18 protein-coding genes and 1 tRNA gene are annotated in these 15,447 nt (G+C 38.6%); 11 read left to right on the top strand and 8 right to left on the bottom strand.

The window, feature by feature from the left end:
- Positions 1-68 precede the first annotated feature (68 nt).
- From ACP5L5_RS05540 to ACP5L5_RS05530, 3 genes are all read left to right on the top strand, one after another.
- Positions 69-184 (top strand) — tRNA-Val (locus tag ACP5L5_RS05540).
- A 146-nt stretch (positions 185-330) separates the two neighbouring features.
- Complete coding sequence (locus ACP5L5_RS05535; RefSeq protein WP_428762211.1) at positions 331-2,007, top strand: long-chain-fatty-acid--CoA ligase; 1,677 nt, start codon at positions 331-333, stop codon at positions 2,005-2,007.
- Positions 2,008-2,126: 119 nt separating this feature from the next.
- Positions 2,127-3,146 carry a potassium channel family protein gene (locus ACP5L5_RS05530; RefSeq protein ID WP_428762209.1) on the top strand — a complete coding sequence of 340 codons (1,020 nt, stop codon included), beginning with the start codon at positions 2,127-2,129 and terminating at the stop codon, positions 3,144-3,146.
- On the opposite strand, the gene ACP5L5_RS05525 is transcribed toward ACP5L5_RS05530, so the two are convergent.
- The 4 genes from ACP5L5_RS05525 to ACP5L5_RS05510 are packed head-to-tail and all read right to left on the bottom strand — an operon-like array spanning position 3,113 to position 5,965.
- Positions 3,113-3,817, bottom strand: a complete 705-nt coding sequence (locus tag ACP5L5_RS05525; protein ID WP_428762208.1) for a uroporphyrinogen-III synthase — start codon at positions 3,815-3,817, stop codon at positions 3,113-3,115. The two genes, ACP5L5_RS05530 and ACP5L5_RS05525, sit on opposite strands and share 34 nt — an antisense overlap.
- The gene (locus ACP5L5_RS05520; protein ID WP_273304205.1) at positions 3,802-4,767 is read right to left on the bottom strand and encodes an NAD-dependent epimerase/dehydratase family protein; all 966 of its coding nucleotides are present in this window, start codon (positions 4,765-4,767) and stop codon (positions 3,802-3,804) included. The genes ACP5L5_RS05525 and ACP5L5_RS05520 overlap by 16 nt, the downstream gene beginning before the upstream one ends.
- A 6-nt stretch (positions 4,768-4,773) precedes the next feature.
- Positions 4,774-5,178, bottom strand: coding sequence for a hypothetical protein (locus ACP5L5_RS05515; protein WP_428762206.1), 405 nt, complete (start codon positions 5,176-5,178; stop codon positions 4,774-4,776).
- A gap of 19 nt (positions 5,179-5,197) precedes the next feature.
- The gene (locus ACP5L5_RS05510) at positions 5,198-5,965 is read right to left on the bottom strand and encodes a hypothetical protein (protein WP_013605205.1); all 768 of its coding nucleotides are present in this window, start codon (positions 5,963-5,965) and stop codon (positions 5,198-5,200) included.
- A gap of 52 nt (positions 5,966-6,017) precedes the next feature.
- Between ACP5L5_RS05510 and ACP5L5_RS05505 the strand changes: the two genes are divergently transcribed.
- The 4 genes from ACP5L5_RS05505 (at position 6,018) to ACP5L5_RS05490 (ending at position 9,062) form a co-directional block, all read left to right on the top strand.
- Positions 6,018-6,608: a sirohydrochlorin chelatase gene (locus tag ACP5L5_RS05505; RefSeq protein ID WP_237699639.1), complete on the top strand. Its 591-nt coding sequence runs from the start codon at positions 6,018-6,020 to the stop codon at positions 6,606-6,608.
- Positions 6,575-7,564 (top strand): cobalamin biosynthesis protein, encoded by a 990-nt coding sequence (locus ACP5L5_RS05500; protein ID WP_428762204.1) that lies wholly within the window; start codon positions 6,575-6,577, stop codon positions 7,562-7,564. Before ACP5L5_RS05505 ends, ACP5L5_RS05500 begins: the two co-directional genes overlap by 34 nt.
- Positions 7,565-7,742: 178 nt before the next feature.
- Complete coding sequence (locus ACP5L5_RS05495; protein ID WP_273304214.1) at positions 7,743-8,252, top strand: Lrp/AsnC ligand binding domain-containing protein; 510 nt, start codon at positions 7,743-7,745, stop codon at positions 8,250-8,252.
- Between the two features lie 108 nt (positions 8,253-8,360).
- Positions 8,361-9,062 (top strand): DUF357 domain-containing protein, encoded by a 702-nt coding sequence (locus ACP5L5_RS05490; RefSeq protein ID WP_428762202.1) that lies wholly within the window; start codon positions 8,361-8,363, stop codon positions 9,060-9,062.
- Between the two features lie 90 nt (positions 9,063-9,152).
- Here the strand turns inward: ACP5L5_RS05490 and ACP5L5_RS05485 are convergent, their stop codons facing one another.
- Positions 9,153-9,908, bottom strand: coding sequence for a hypothetical protein (locus ACP5L5_RS05485; RefSeq protein ID WP_428762200.1), 756 nt, complete (start codon positions 9,906-9,908; stop codon positions 9,153-9,155).
- Between the two features lie 39 nt (positions 9,909-9,947).
- Positions 9,948-11,480: a proline--tRNA ligase gene (proS, locus tag ACP5L5_RS05480; protein WP_428762198.1), complete on the bottom strand. Its 1,533-nt coding sequence runs from the start codon at positions 11,478-11,480 to the stop codon at positions 9,948-9,950.
- A gap of 39 nt (positions 11,481-11,519) precedes the next feature.
- On the opposite strand from proS, the gene ACP5L5_RS05475 reads away from it, so the two are divergent.
- Positions 11,520-11,720, top strand: coding sequence for a 4Fe-4S dicluster domain-containing protein (locus ACP5L5_RS05475; protein ID WP_428762196.1), 201 nt, complete (start codon positions 11,520-11,522; stop codon positions 11,718-11,720).
- Here the strand turns inward: ACP5L5_RS05475 and ACP5L5_RS05470 are convergent.
- Positions 11,717-12,424, bottom strand: coding sequence for a hypothetical protein (locus ACP5L5_RS05470; RefSeq protein ID WP_428762195.1), 708 nt, complete (start codon positions 12,422-12,424; stop codon positions 11,717-11,719). The genes ACP5L5_RS05475 and ACP5L5_RS05470 overlap by 4 nt on opposite strands.
- Positions 12,425-12,564: 140 nt before the next feature.
- Here ACP5L5_RS05470 and ACP5L5_RS05465 point away from each other — a divergent pair, with 140 nt between their 5' ends.
- The gene (locus ACP5L5_RS05465) at positions 12,565-13,296 is read left to right on the top strand and encodes an RIO1 family regulatory kinase/ATPase (protein WP_273304223.1); all 732 of its coding nucleotides are present in this window, start codon (positions 12,565-12,567) and stop codon (positions 13,294-13,296) included.
- Here ACP5L5_RS05465 and ACP5L5_RS05460 read toward each other — a convergent pair.
- A complete protein-coding gene (locus ACP5L5_RS05460; RefSeq protein ID WP_428762193.1) occupies positions 13,279-13,800 on the bottom strand; it encodes a DUF1947 domain-containing protein in 522 nt (173 codons plus the stop codon). The two genes, ACP5L5_RS05465 and ACP5L5_RS05460, sit on opposite strands and share 18 nt — an antisense overlap.
- Positions 13,801-13,879: 79 nt before the next feature.
- Here ACP5L5_RS05460 and metG point away from each other — a divergent pair, with 79 nt between their 5' ends.
- Positions 13,880-14,218 (top strand): methionine--tRNA ligase subunit beta, encoded by a 339-nt coding sequence (gene metG / locus ACP5L5_RS05455; protein ID WP_013605215.1) that lies wholly within the window; start codon positions 13,880-13,882, stop codon positions 14,216-14,218.
- 40 nt (positions 14,219-14,258) lie between these two features.
- Positions 14,259-15,443: a M16 family metallopeptidase gene (locus ACP5L5_RS05450; RefSeq protein WP_428762191.1), complete on the top strand. Its 1,185-nt coding sequence runs from the start codon at positions 14,259-14,261 to the stop codon at positions 15,441-15,443.
- The last annotated feature ends 4 nt before the right edge of the window (positions 15,444-15,447 follow it).

The following is a 15,447-nucleotide window of genomic DNA, read 5'->3' as shown; positions in this document are numbered from 1 at the left end:
TAAGGAATTACTCTAACATATTAAATGAAACTAAAACCTTAAAAACAACACAGTTAGGAAAGGATCGAGGGCCCGTAGTCTAGCCTGGTAGGATGCCCAGGGGCATGAAGCCCCGCCTAAGCCTGACGAGGACCATATCTAAGAACGCGGGAGATCCCGGGTTCAAGTCCCGGCGGGCCCACCAATTCTATCATTATTCTAATATTATTGTGAATTATTTAAAATAAGTCATTTTACTTAGATTTTAATTTTATTTATCTTTTACATGTGTAATGCTCTAAATTCAGATCTATAAGATAAAATTTATAAATAATTAAATAAATAATAACTATGCGTTTTATTAGGGGTTTTCCGTCGACCATGATGGATGATTATCCGTTAAATGTTCATGCAATAATAAGGCATGCTGCTTTATACTTTGGTGAGAATGAGGTTGTGTCTAGGGACGTTGATGGTAATATTGTTAGGTTAACGTATCGTAATGTTTATGATAGAGTTCAGAGGATGTCTTATGTACTTGAAAATGAGCTTAGTATAGGGCCTGGTGATAGGGTTGGTGCCCTTGGTGTTAATACTCATAGGTATTATGAGTTATACTATGCCGTATCAGGAATTGGTGCAGTTTTCGTTGAGATGAATTTTAGGTTATCACCTGTTGAAATAGTGCATGTTGCCAATCACTCAAGGGTTAAGGTGCTCTTTATAGATGCTCCACTACTGGCTCAATTTAAGGGTATTATTCCACAGTTTGGGCATATTGAGAAAGTAGTAGTAATGGGTAAAACTAATGGGTCCTTTGAACTAGGTGAATTAAGGGTTTATGACTATGAGGACTTAATAAGGAGTGGTGATAAGTACGATTTCCCGTTTATTGATGAAAGATCTGCATGCTGTGCATGCTACACATCAGGTACTACGGGTATGCCGAAGGGTGTTTATTATTCCCATAGATCCTTCGTGTTACATACCATGGCTATTCACCAGGTATTTTCCATGAGCCCAAGTGACTCATTGTTACAACTTGTTCCGTTATATCACGTCAATGGTTGGGGCATGCCCTTTGCGGCTACAATGGTTGGTGCAAAACTGGTCTTTCCTGGCATATGGAGCACCAATGATCCTAAACCCATTATTGATTTAATGATTAACGAGAAGATCACGCGATCAAACGGTGTCCCCAGCGTATGGATATCAATCCTTAATTACTTAAGAACTATGGATCCTAAACCGCATTTTAATATGAAGGTCGTGAGCGGCGGCTCAGAGCCACCAGTGGCTATGATGCGTGGCTTAAGTGAATTTGGTATTGAGGTTATACATGCGTATGGATCCACAGAGACCTCTCCGCTTACCCATATCTACGTGATTAAGCCTAAGGTACTTAGTAAAATGAGGAATGATGAGTATTGGTCACATAGGGCTAAGCAGGGCTTGCCCATATTTCCCATGGAGCATAAGGTTATTAATGAATACGGACATGATGTTCCTTGGGATGGAAAGACACCTGGCGAGTTACTTGAGAGGGGTCCCTGGGCCATTAGAGAATACTTTAACGATAAGAGGACGTTTGATTCATTCTATGGAGAGGGATTTAATATTTGGTGGAAAAGTGGTAATGCAGTTGTTATTGATGAGGATGGGTATATGAAGATCGTAGATAGGCTCAAGGATTTAATAAAAAGCGGTGGTGAATGGGTATCAAGTGTTGATATGGAGAATTACCTAATGGCGCACCCAGTAGTTTATGAGGCTACAGTAATTGGAGTACCGCATCCAAGGTGGGGTGAGAGACCATTGGCTTTCGTGGTCTTAAAACCTGAGTATAAGGATAAGAATAAGGATGCCTTAAGGAAGGAGTTGCTAGATCACTTGTCAAGTAGGTTTGTAAAATGGCAGCTGCCAGAGATATTATTTGTTGAGTCAATACCAAAGACGAGCACTGGAAAATTCGATAAGAAAGTGCTTAGAGAACAATATAAAGATTACTTTGGTAAGGAAAAAGAATAGTTAGATATAGTGATTTTAATATAATGACTATATATTCATTGCAAATTGCGAATAACAAATAATGACATACTAGGAATTAAGTAATCTTTTAATAGGTCGTTAACTCATGGTAATTGTTTATGGTTATACCTATTACTGCTTTGAGGATTTTGAAAAGGCTTCGTAGGATTGCCCGAAGCGTTATATTTTACTCATTAATTTTGTTCTTGGCTATTTTATTCATTGGCGCCCTTATTATGTATTTGATTGAGTATAGTAAGAACCCTGGATTTAACAATTATTTTAATGCTGTTTGGTTCGTGATGGAGACTATAACAACCGTTGGTTATGGCGACATTGTACCTAACACATTCCTTGGTAAGGTGGTTGACATGATTATTATGCCCGTGGGTATTGCCGTAATAAGCCTACTGACAGCCTCAATAGCCACTGAATTAACTAATGTTGCGATAATGAGGAGCATGGGCCAACACACAACCTCAAAGGGTAAGCATATTATTGTGATTGGTGATGTTGATAGAGCCTTAAGGGTTATTAATGTCATTATCGACTTAATGAATAGAAAGGGTAAGGTCGTTGATATTCTTTACCTGAATAATGGTGATAAGCCGTCGTCATTACCTGCCGATGTTGAGTTCATTCACGGGGATCCATTCAATACTAATGACTTGTTAAGGGCTGGTGTTGATAAGGCCTCTACGGTAGTGATACTTCCATTTAATGACCCTGATACTAAGACAGCCGATGCGAAGGTTATATTATTAATCATGAGTGTTAGGAAGTTGAATACTGACGCTTATGTGATTGCTGAGGTTCTTAATGAAGTTAATAGGGATTATGTATTAAGGGCCGGTGCTAATTCTGTGATTTCCCTGGGCTCCTTCACGACCATTATGATAGCTAATGAAGTCTTTGATCGTGGTTTATCATCAGTACTAATGAACATAATTAATAAGGGTAACCTGGGCCTAATTAAGGCCGATGAGTATGTTGGATCACGCTTCATAGATGTCATGCAAATGATTAAGTCGAAGTTAAATTATTTAGTCATTGGTGTAGTTAGGGGTAATGAGGTTATTCTTAATCCAGGTAATGATTTCGTAATTCAATCAAGCGATTCACTACTAATCATTAAGTGATTAATTAGCACCCTCAAAATACCGTTAAGCGTGTATTCACTTGGTATTAATGCATTTATGCCATCGTTCTTCATTCGATTTGCCGTAACCCTGCCAATGGCTACTGCAGTCTTGCCCTTAAGCACGTTCTTAGTGCAATCCTTCATTGCTTCATAAGTCATGGAGCTCATGAAGACCACGTAGTCGACGTAATTAATAAGCCTACATGCAATATCAACACTGATTGGATCGGGTGTTAAGTCATAAATACCATATTCAACTGCGTCATAACCAATTCGCTGAAGCTCATTTTTCACATAGTCATTGCCCCTTAATGACCTCAGTATCACCACCTTTCCTCGTGGTAATTTCTTCATTATTTCAATAATGCCATAGCTTGAGAATTCACTGGGCATCTCGCACTTGACACCCAACTTCTCCACCTCATTGCATGTTTGTGGTCCCACGCCAATGACCCTTACGCTACCACCCAACTTCCCTAAGGCGTTCCCTAGGTACTTTACCACTGTCGTGCTCATTATGATTATATAATTAGCATCCTCAAGGGATATCTTATTAATCACATCCTCATTAGGCGTGATTTTAATGACAGGTATTTGTATAATATCAACGCCATTTATCGAAATTGGCCTTATCTTTCCTGACGCCCTAAGAATCAGGACTTTAACCATTCGCCAACACCAAGTTCCTGTGATAAAGCCTTAGCCGTTGTCTCAATAGCATCCTTACTGCTCATACTTGGTTTCCAACCAACTTCCCTCACTATCTTATCTATGGATAATAACATTCGTTTAACATCTCCCGGCCATCCTCTGCCATCTGGTGTCGCTGGTCTGTACGTAATCCTCGGATTAAAACCTGATACTTTAACAATAATATTGACTATCTCCCTAACGTTTATTAAATCCCAATTACCCACATTATACACATAAACACCGCTATTCTTCACAGCATATTCCCAAGCCATTAATGTGGCGTTTATCGTATCAGTTATGTATAGGTATGACTTCTCCTGAGTTCCATCACCAAGAACCTCAAGCTCCTCTGGGTTCTTCCTAAGCTTCATTAGTAAGTCATAAATCACACCATGCCTGAGCCTAGGCCCAACAATATTCGCATACCTAAGAGCCACGCAATTCATTCCATAAAGCCTAGCGTAGGTTCCGCACATTACCTCACCAGCTGCCTTAGCAGCTCCGTAGATACTAATGGGTTGTATTGGGTGATCCTCAGGTGTTGGTATGACCCTAGCGTCACCATACACCGTACTAGATGATGCATAGACAATATTCTTAATGCCATATTTACGGGAAAGTTCAAGTACGTTAAATGTAACCAATATGTTCTCATCAAAGTGCGTCCTTGGTTCAGTTACCGATATCCTAACCTCGGGGTTCGCAGCAAGGTGAAATACAGTATCAACGTTTTGGAAAGCCTCGGGATCACTAGGGTTCTTTAGGTCATCCTTAACAAATCTTATCCTGTCTATTACATCACTAAGCCTTCCTAGGTCTCCAGAGCTTAGATTGTCAATCACAATCACATCAAACCCAGACTCTACAAGTTTTTCCGTTAGGAATGAACCAATAAAACCAGCACCACCAGTTATTAAAACCCTCATTACTAATCACCTCATTAATGCTAAACCAACTAAGCCAATTATTAAACCGAGTAAAAGCCCCGTATTACCTAGAAATATTTGAATCAAGAGTAGGATAAGTAGCACAACTCTCATTGATCTACCTATTTCATGAGACTTATCCTGAAACGTGCTGGTTATTAAGTACATCATTATTAATACTAGGATTATTGATATCGTACCCAATAACCCAATAAAACCCTGCTGAAGGGTCTCATTGATTTGCGCTGATATGTAGATTGAGGGTAACGAGGACATTATTGACTCTATGAAGCTGGTGTTCTCATAATACTCAAATTGAAAATAAATAAGTATACTGGCATTAGCTAAGTATAGCAACAGGCTTATGCTAAGGAGTACATGCCAAGCCCTAACTCCCTGTGCCTTACTCATTAATGAATAATCACTACCTTTAGGTTATAAATATTGCAATAATAATCCCAGCAAGCATACTTATGAAGTGACCTAACCTATTAATCCCAAAACCATCTATCACAAGCACAGGTGGTAGTGGTATCAATAACCATATTGATTCATAAATCGTATATAGTATTATTAAGAAGTTAAACACGTGTACTGGTTTACCGGGCTTCTTTACTACATTTATTAATGAAGCCATTAAGACAACTCCTAATAATCCCATGGTCATTGCGGATAATCCATACGTTACTATAATCCTGTTATACATTAGGGATAGAAATACAGTAGATACCCCAATACCAACTATGCCAGTTAAAATACCCGCTAGTAAGTAATACCTAAGTCTAATCTCCAGTACTGCGACTGCCGTTGCAAGAATGAATGTGGGTAATGTACCAACTAAATCCGTGGCGCTATCGGGTAATAATGAAACAAATAAGTAAATAATAATGTAAAGAAATCCCCTAGCTATGTTTTGCTTCATTTCGATAAGTGCCTTATTTAAGATTAATTCGGGTCTTATTAAAAATACAGAGGCATAACTAATTAACACTATTAATGTTATTACGAATACGTAGGAGTAACCAATACCTAATCCCCTATGCAACTTGGCAAGCACATAGATAAATACTAGGGATAATATGAATTCAGGGATTAAGGCATAATAGCTAGGCGTTAATAGGGCTATTACCGTACTTATTGCCACTATGATGAGCACGGTAGGGTAATAAAGCACTAATGCCGATGCCCTAACTCTCATAAATCTTCCTAATTTCATGAAAATATTAAGCTTTAATATGTATTACATTAACGTGACACTTGGCATTAATGTGAAAATAATAATCGTGCTTCATGGATCACAGGATAGCGATTACGTAAGTAGTGTAAGGTACTTTGCGAGTAGGGTTGGTGTTAATTACGCGTTTATTTCATACACCAAACCACTAGTAAGTGATACTATTGGTGATTTATATATGCCGTTATTTGTTGGATACGGTAAGGATTATGAAAAGGCTGTGCTTATGACGGGTTTTAGGACACCACCACTACTGAGATGGCCAAGAATTAAGGAATTTTTACTAAGTATGGGGCCTGGCTTATACGTATTTCATGGGGATACAAATCCCAGGTTTATAAATGACGTTGGTAAATTAGGCTTGCATGACGTTGCGTTTCTTAAGATTAAACAAACATTAGAGGAGTACGTAAGTAATCATTGCCCAGATAGGGTAATACCTGTGGTTTTAACTCGTGGCGTAATTTACAAAGAGATAGTAAATACTGTGAACTCGTCATGTTCAAAAACAGAGGTGCTAAATCCATTGTTTGAGCTCGACTCATTCATAAATTACTTTAAGGATGTATTGCCTTGGTTGATAAAGAATACAAGGCCTATAGGGTAATTATGATAATTGAACTATTAATACTATATTACGTGACTATTCTAATAGCATCAGTAATATTAGATTTGATACTTGGTGAACCTAAGGGTATTTTCATAAACATTCATCCTGTTGTTCTTTGTGGGAAGATAGCATATAAATTATTTAAACCAGGTGGTAAACATTACGGTGTATTCCTGTGGTTCGCTTCCGTAGTTCCAATAGCAATTATTTATTACTTAATACCACGTGTTCTAATCGTAATTAATATCGTGATAGGCATTATCGTTTATGCATATTTTTTGAAGTTAACATTTTCTATAAAGCTAATGAGAGACTACGCTAAGAAAATAATGAGGAGTATTGAGTCGGGGGATTTAAATAATGCACGTACTTTCACACAAGAAATCGTTAGAAGGAATGTTTGGGAGCTAGATGCTGCCCATTTAATGTCGGCTGTGATTGAAAGTTTAGCTGAATCCCTTGTTGATGGTCTTCTTTCGCCCTTATTTTACTTCGCATTGTTTGGATTGCCAGGAGCCTTACTCCAAAGATTATCCAATACCATGGATTCCATGGTCGGTTATAGAGGGTGGCCCTACGAGGATGTTGGTTGGTTTTCCGCCAAGATTGACACAATATTGAATTACATACCCGCAAGACTATCATCTATAGTAATATTAGTAGCATCTGCATTGATAGGGTTGGACTGGAGGAATAGCATTAGGATTGCGGTTCGTGAACATGATAATGTAAGAAGTATTAATTCTGGTTGGCCTATGGCATCCTTCGCTGGGGCATTGGGAACTATGCTTGAGAAGGTCGGTGCATATAGGATTAATAGTAATATGCCTGGTCCTGATATAATTAGGTTGAAATCAGCTCTTAGGTTATTTGATGTCTCGGTTATTATAGTATTAGTAATTATCTTAATATTCTTGATTGTTAGAGTACTCCTTGTATCATTATTTATTTAATGAGGAAAATCCACACTAACTATCGATTTTATACCTTATACTAAGTGAATAATTTGTTTATTACCTGTATGTAATTAATGGTCTTTATTTTTTACGGTAGATTATCTAATGGTTCATATATAATATTTAGGAATAACCTTTTTATACTAGACTAAGATGCATATTTTGGTAGATTACTATGGCTTCCATAACCACATCAAGTGGAGAGGCGACACCGGCTGAAATCGAGAGGCAACTAACCGAAAGACAACTCCAGGTTCTTCAATACCTACTTAAAAAGGCTGTCCCGCTTAAGGTGTACACGGTATATGCGGATCAGGATGAGCTGGCCAGGGAACTGGGGATGACTAGGCAGGCACTTAGTGTTCACCTTAAGAAGCTTAAGGACTTTGGGTTAATAAGGACCGGCCGTGAATTCGTTGATGTAACGGATAAGGCGCTTAGGGTATTAAGAATGAGTTCTAATGAGGCGATAATACTCGTTAAGGTGCAGCCTAGGTATAGAACGATAATTTACGAGAAGATTAAAGAGCTACCCATTGAGAAGGCCTATAGGGTGTCTGGTGATTATGATGTAATACTAATAACAAGGGAGGTTAATGTAAATGATATATTGCGTGTATTAAGCATGATGGAGGGTATTGAGGATACAAAGACCTTCATATCCCTAGAGACACTTAGGGAGTGAGTGCCACCTTCAATTAATCCTTTAATCAAAATACTACGATATAATTTTACTATTACCACGCTGGAAGGTTTATTAACTATATAGGGATTATGCATTCACGTAAGAGCCATGGAGGCTGCAAATCCTGAAACTAGGATAGACGCGTACATAAGGAATGTGGCTAATGCACTTGATCAAATAGAGAGGGAGGGTGTTAAGAATGATATAGTTGAGATAGCAAGGGCATATCTAAAGGATTCGATATATTACCTGTCAAGGGGTGATCAATTCAATGCATTAGCAACGATTGCATACGCCGAGGGCCTACTCGACGCATTAAGGCTACTTGGAATTGCCCACTTTAACTGGAGTAAGACGGATGACTTAATCAGGAGGGCTCAGAATAAGGTGTTTGTTGCTGGTACATTTGAAATAATTCATCCAGGGCACATAGCCTACCTAAGGCATGCTTGGACTCTTGGCCGAGTCGTTGCAGTGATTGCCCGTGACTCAACGGTTAGAAGAATTAAGAATAGGGACGTTATCATACCCGAGAAACAGAGACTGGAGGTTGTTAGTAATATTGTTTATGTTCATAAGGCTAGACTTGGCTATGAGGATGACATGTTCAGGGTAGTTGAGGAGGAAAGACCAAACATAATATTACTTGGTCCTAATCAACCATTTAATGAGAATTCGTTAAGAGAGGAATTGATGAAGAGGGAATTGGGCAATATCGAGGTCGTTAGATTTAATGACTATGTTGATTGCCCACTATGTAGCACTACAAGGATACTTAAGGCTATAAGTAATAGATTCAATCAAGGTTAAGTTAAGAGGTATATTTACACAATTCAATGAATTCCCAGATAGGCATAATTCTATTTAGGATCCTATCGTTAAGTATACCAATTTAAGTAACTATGGTATGAGCCCTCTCGTTACTTGCGCGAATTCGTATTGATTAAACGTAAATGAATAACTCAGGAGGGTCATATTTATGTTCATGAACATATTACTAAATCCTATCTGATGTTCAGGATATGCATATATTGATATGTTAGTCGGAATACCATTACTTAAAATACATAGTTCTGTCACATTAATTATTAATGGTAATTCCTGTACTCCACCCTGAGTTGGTGTTATTGTGATTGTGGCCGTAAAACAATAAGTGGTTTTACTATTCCACATACCAGTACCTATGTACTTACTTTCGTTAAGCACTGTTGTTACATACCTGGTTACGTTCATGTAAGGAGCGCAATGAGTTATTGTTTGTTGACCTAGGAAATTGAGCTCCATGGCGTAGCAAAGCTCATCATCATACCTCCAGAAAGCAAGGTCGAAATTATTGCCCGTCTTTACAAGGTGTCCAAATGATAATGTGCCATTTATTACGGTTGCATCATTTATTGGCGTTCTGGATATCGTAATGACACCCATTAATTGCCCTGACTGAAATGGAATACCCGAAATACCTGGTAGCTCATTATTTATAATAAATGCGGGACTTACTACTATATTGTAGGTTAACGATACATTTCTCGATAATAACTCCCTAGTACTTAAAATGGCTGATTCAGGACTACTTCTCATTGATAACGCAAGATACGTAGTTGCGCCTATGATTACTACCGCCGCAATCATAACTGCAATTAATAACGTGGTTTTCATCATATCATTAATGTTGCTTAATTTATTAAAGGTTTTGATTTAATATCTCCTTGCGATTCTCAACCAGTAGTTCGCCTGCTTATCACTACATGCTAAATCCCTTAAGCCATTAATATCCCTACTCGCATCCTTATCCAAAGGCACACCCAATGCATCAGCATCAAGTAATTGCTGAATCTTCATTCCGCAATCATTGTCACCACTCCAGGGAACCTCAACAACACCACCCCTGTCAAGCCACTTCCTAGCCTCATCCACTGTAGTAACCTTGGTAGTCATGGACCTAAGGAACTCCCATGCCGTACTCCTCAGATTATCATTTATTGTGTTCAATAATTCCCTTACCGTGTCAACGATACCATCACGTGGAGCAACATACTTCTCCAGTGTATCCCTCCTAGCCAGTACCACTTGCCTATTCTCGATATCCTTAGGCCCAATCTCTATCCTGAGCGGTACACCCATCATTTCCCAATAATTGTACTTCCAACCCGGCGTTCTATCAGTCCTATCATCTATCTTAACCCTAATGCCCACATTACTGAGTTCCTCCTGTATGGACCTGGTCTCCCTTAGGATTATTTCCTCTGTTCCCTTGTACATTATGGGAATTATAATAACCTGTATAGGCGCTACGTTTGGCGGTAGTACAAGACCCTTATCATCACCGTGCATAGCAATCATAGCTGCAATAACTCTCTCGGAAATCCCATAACTCGTGGTGTGGACATAGTCCCAATCACCATTTGGCGTTAGATATTTAACATCAAAGACCTTAGAGAAGTTCGTGCCCAAATAATGAACAGTGCCTATTTGCATTGTCTTTCCATCAGGCATCACGGTATCAAATGCCATGGTATAAACAGCACCCGCGAATTTATCCCACTCAGGCCTTTGATTAATTAGGTATGGTATACCGAGGTAATCAAATATCTTCTTATAGATCTCCACGGCTTCCCTAACCTGTCTTTCTGCATCCTCCCTGTCTGCATGTGCTGTGTGAGCCTCCTTAAACATCGATATCTCCCTAAGCCTAATCATGGGTCTAGTGGCCTTCGTCTCAGCCCTGAACACACTTACTATTTGGTAAACCCTGAAGGGCAGGTCTGTGTGGTCCTTAATCCATAGTTTAAACATGGGCATCATTGCCGTCTCACTTGTCGGTCTTAACACGAGTCTCTCCTCATTAGCACCACCTTTACTGACCCAGAAGACCTCGCTTTCAAAGCCCCTAATGTGTTCGCTCTCCTTTGCGAGAAATTCATAAGGTATGAATACAGGGAATAATACCTCCTGATGCCCTGTCTCATCGTGTAGGAATCTAACGTAAGTCTCTACCAATCTCCTGATCTTCATGCCATATGGTCTCCAAACATACGCGCCCTTTACTGGGTATCTATAATCATAAAGTTCTGTCTCCATTATGACCCAGTTAAACCAGTCAGTAAAGTCCTTCCACTTCTCTCTAGGTCTCTTCTCTCCAGGCTTGATGAGTTGTAGCTTGGCAATAAAGATCCCCCGTTGCTGTTTAAGTAAGGTCTTAAAAACATTGTGTTCTTGAGAATGCTGCATAATATTTAACTATTTAAACTAATACGTGATAAAGCCCTAATGACATTTAGATTAAAGATTGAGGTACTAAGTAATTGCATTGGCTGTGGAATATGCTGGACCATATGCCCCAAGGGCGTTTTGACCGGTAAGTTAAGAGAAAGAGCCTCTGTACTAAATGAGTCATTATGTTCAGGATGCTTTTCCTGCCAAAATAATTGCCCATACTCAGCAATTAAGGTAATACCAATCCAATCCTAACTCAATATCATAGGTAGACCTGTTGATTTTACGAAATTTATATACTCATTATCATTAATAAGACGTAAGAACGCCTCTGTTAAATCCCTACTCGTGACGATGTAATCTCCAATATACTTAATGATGTAATCCACGGTTCTAGGTAGGTAATCATTACCCAGTTTTCCGCTTGATATGAGAGCTAGTAGGTCAATGGGTGTTGGTATTAAGGGGCCCAGTAATATTATGTCAGCTGAATTAGGTAAGTTCTCTATAAATTGAACATAATTGTCAAACACGATAACGGACTGTTGGTGAAGAACCGAGGAACTAACCCTAACTAAATTTCTAGATAATCTTAGCCATTCATCATAGTTAATTTTATCACTAAGCCTATACTTAATTATTAATCTAGCAATATCAATACTGATATTCATAGTTCTTTTAAGTCTGTCGATATTTTCATAGCAATGAATTACTGCTGATGGTTCAAAGACCATTATTACCCTTAGGAAGTCAGATACCCAACCCCAAAGTCTAACAAATGAATCACCGAACTCCATAAGAAGTCTAACTGCATCGTTAGGGTTCATTATAGCTAATCTACAATATTCCTGGGGTAGTGGTAATGATAAGCGTCTAAAGCGTTTAATAACTATTGGGAGTATGCTTTTAAGCATGGGGATTGATGCCTCAATACTGGGGGCAAAGATCATCAAACCCATTATTAATACTATTAACACTCATTGCTATATAAGGAATTATCATTCAGGAATACCCGAGTTCCTCATCATTACTACCTCAGAGGCCTGTTTCTTCATCAACCAGGTTTGTTTATATTAATGCATTAATTAAGTTATTTTTGATGAGCAATTACGAGACCTTTATTAAGATATGTGAACGCATTAATTGCCCAAGGAGTTACGTAGGTTCAGTACTAAGTGAATTATCGAGACTAGGTGTGACGGAGGTCCTTAGTGATGGTACTGTTGAGTTCATGGGCTTTAGGCTATTGGGTAAGGGCCAGAATAGCCTTGTGTTTAAGTGCCGTGTTGGTAATGATTACTACGCCTGTAAGATTAGGCGTTTTGATTCATCAAGGCCAAATCTACTGAATGAGGGTAATTACCTAAGACTTGCTAATTCCATAGGTGTTGGACCAAGGTTAATTGGGTATGCAAGTAATGTATTAATCATGGAATTGATAAATGGTGCACCAATACAGAAGTACGTAATTATAGCAGATCCAATGGAGTTGAAGGAAGTTCTTAAGGATCTTCTTTGGCAATGCCGTAGGCTGGACTCCATAGGACTAGCGCATAATGAGCTAAGTAGGCCCCAGGACCACATAGTCATTAGTGGCGGTAAGGCCTTCATAATTGACTTCGAAAGTGCCAGTCTGAATAGTAGGGTTAGTAATGTTGCTCAATTACTAAATGCATTAATAATGGGTAGGGGCTTTGTTCAGGATCGTATACGGTCAGTTACGGGCATAAGCATTAATTTCTATGAATTACGTGAAACAATTAGGAGGTATAAATCCACGAGAAGTGATGCTGACTTCATTCAATTACTCAGGTTACTTAGTCTTAAGTAACTCTTGGGATAAATTCCATAGCTTGTCGCCAAGATGATGTATTACTTTAATGACCTTACCCTTCGTAGTACTCTTCATTTCATCCGAGGTCATTAGTGATATTCCAATGCCTACATATCTGCCCTTGAGATCCTTAATCATTAGTAAATCACCAATGCCGAACTCACCACTTATATCCTTTATTCCTGGTCTCATTACATCAGCTCCATTAACTATGTGTGGTACTGCGCCATCATCAACGGTTATTGTTGGGTAATTAGGTATATACGTTGGATTAAGGTAGAAGTATGTTAATAATGGGATTACGTACTCCCTCTGGCCTGAGTCTATTTTCACTGTTAACTTTGCCACTAGGGGTTTATCATCTATTAAATATACTGTGGTTGTTTCATTTAATTCGTAAACCTCGACCTTCTTAGCATTTCTGAAAATTGGCCCCAACTCACCAACTGCATTGCTCAATTCCTTAATATCCTTATTACTAAGAAAGTACCTCTTAACCACAGTAATTATTTGCAAGGCTCATTAATAAGTATTTAGTACGTAACTCAATATTTAATAGCAAGTATTTAACATAAGTAATGTGTCTTCAGAAATAATAACAAGGGCTGAGTTCGAAAGGATCGTGCTTAAGGTTGGTAAGGTCATACATGCAGAGAAGGTTCAGGGTTCAAGGAAGTTGTTGAGACTTATTGTGGATGTTGGCGATGAAAGGAGACAAATAATTACGGGCCTTGCTGAGTTCTATAAACCCGAGGATTTAATTAATAAGTACGTCGTAGTAATAACGAATTTAGAGAGTAGGAAGATCTTTGGTTATGAGAGTCAGGGAATGATACTAGCATCATGTGATGAGAAGAATCCAACAATAATAACAATCGATAAGCCACAGGATGAACAAATAGGCAAGAGAGTTTGCTAGAGGTGTATTGTTTAAAATTCCTAGGCTAAAATCGATAACGGTGAATATAGAGTATTACATGCTAGATAATGGACTTAGGCTATTGATAAATAGGATTGAATTACCAACAATAGGCATAGCTATTGGTGTTGGCATAGGTTCGATTTACGAAAATGAACATTTACGTGGCATAAGCCACTTTGCTGAACACATTATTTACAGGGCGTACCCAAACATTGACCTGGAGATAGAGGGGTTAGGCGGCGTTTCAGATGCATATACTGAACGAACACTCACAATATACCTATTCGAGGTAATACCAAGTGAGTTAAGGAATTTACTAAGGCTTATTTATAAAATGTTTAGTAATAGGAAGGTAAATAGTGAGGACTTCGAGAGGGAAAGACAAGTCATACTCTCGGAGATAAAAATGAGGAATGATGACCCAGGTACATTAATATACGATCTAGGACCCAGGGCATTGTTTGGAGATAGTGATTATGGGTATCCCATCATTGGTTCTGAGGAGAGTATTTCATCAATGACAACTAAGGACCTTGAGGATTTCCTGGGATCATACTATACACCGGATAATATGGTAATAAGCATTGTTGGCTCCATAAACATGCCAACCAATGAAATAATGGAACTATTCAATAAGTGGGATGGTAAATCAAGCCGTAAGAAAGTCCCAACAATGGGTAAGGGAGGACCCATAACTATTAGGAAGCCCATCGAATCGGCTTACTTATCATACTCCTGGCAATATAATGTAGTTAATGAGGACCCGTCCCTACTCTCAATTAAATCATCATTACTGGAATTTCATTTAGTAAATGGACTCAGCTCATACTTAATGTCTAGGTTCAGGAATAAGGGCTTAACATACACAATTGATATGGATAGGGATTACTTACCAGGTACGTATTACTATCAATTAGTAATATCGGCAGTTAATGAGGGAAGTATTGACATTGTGAAAGAGGAATTAACCAATGCCTTATTAAATATTAATGATGTCTTCAGGGATGAACACTACTTAAATAAGCGTATGAACTACCTTAAATACCTAATAAGTGATTACTTACGTAGGCCAACCCAAATGGCGGAGTCCATGAGTTATATGGAATTAAAGCTGGGGAATCATGACATTGAGGGATTCAATAAGGGGCTTGAGGATCATTTCAGGGATTCATTGAGCAACTTAATGACTAATGGTGTATGGTCTGCAATAATACCTTTATAATATT

Source organism: Vulcanisaeta sp. (assembly GCF_049966235.1).
Taxonomy (GTDB): Archaea; Thermoproteota; Thermoprotei; order Thermoproteales; family Thermocladiaceae; genus Vulcanisaeta; species Vulcanisaeta moutnovskia.
The sequence above is the reverse complement of the archived record's forward strand: the minus strand, read 5'-3'. Positions and strand labels throughout refer to the sequence as shown.